This is a genomic window from Clostridium sp. (assembly GCF_051656525.1).
In the GTDB taxonomy this organism is placed as follows: Bacteria; Bacillota; Clostridia; order Clostridiales; family Clostridiaceae; genus Clostridium.
The window spans coordinates 1-1,104 of the sequence record NZ_JBOGCC010000353.1; the positions used below are offsets into that span (position 1 = coordinate 1).

Consider the following 1,104-nt stretch of genomic DNA (forward strand, 5'->3'; position numbering starts at 1 on the left):
TGATGAACTATATGTTCCAGGTGGGGGAGACAGAACATCCCGAAGCTCTGTTAACACAACTGGCATCACAGGTGCCGCAACATGGAGACACGCTGATGACCATTGCTGAACAATTAAAGCAAACTGGCCGCATGGAAGGGCGCTTGGAAGGGCGCTTGGAAGGGCGCTTGGAAGGGCGAGTGGAAGGCCGCCAAGAAGGCCGTCAAGAAGCACTGCTTGAAATGGCGCGCAATATGCTCGCTAAGGGTATTGATGCCGAGACTATCCTCAGTGTCACTGGCTTGACTGCTGCTGATCTTGAACAGGTTCGCCATTGATTTTTATCTCACGCCTTAATCCAACTGAAGATTAAGGCGTCTTGTTACTCCGCTATATTTCTTTTCCTCCTTGGTTACTTGTTACATCGGTACTAACACGTAACCTCACCGCTTTACAGCAAAGCGCTAAGCAAGTGACCAAATCGCAAAATATCCTCTCAAGTGAATGCCTTGCTGGATAAAATCGATTCATTGTCAGCACAGCAAGCCAATACAAATACCGCAACCACGGTTGACCGTTATGGTATGCTTATTTCATACATTGCTGCCGCTGCTCTGGAATTAACGAGCTGGTTACTGGTCTTAGTGACATCGACCTTGCGTTCGCACACTCCTGCACACTCGAACACAGTCGAAATAAATCAGTGTGTCGATAAATAGTGTGACCCTGAGCCTGCTTTAATTACGGTAAACACACTGAATAGTAACGACACGCTCATTACACACTCCAACACACTCGCTATGAATGACGGTGTGTTTGAGTGCTCGGACTGTGTTGAGTTGGATAAGTGCAATGAGCAACTGTGCCTTGAAATTAAGCAAGCGATACTGAGCCAAACGGTAAAACCTAGCCATCGTGGCATTACGGCTTATTTTGGCTCGGTTGGCCGTGATGTGATTAATCATGTTTTAACTGAGTTAAAAGACACCGGCTTATTACGCCCATACCGTAACGGCTATGCTTTAGCCATTTAATTTATCTTTCTCATATTGGAGTTGTATTAAACATGGAAAATAGTGAAATTATCAAAACACTGACCAATATCCGTTCTCTGCGCGCTCTGAT

The 1,104-nt window shown here is 45.7% G+C and carries 1 pseudogene; it reads left to right on the plus strand.

Annotation, left to right across the window (positions count from 1 at the left end):
- Nucleotides 1-317 (plus strand): annotated as a pseudogene (locus ACRDDY_RS17350) (ISNCY family transposase); the annotation flags it as partial.
- Nucleotides 318-1,104 lie beyond the last annotated feature (787 nt).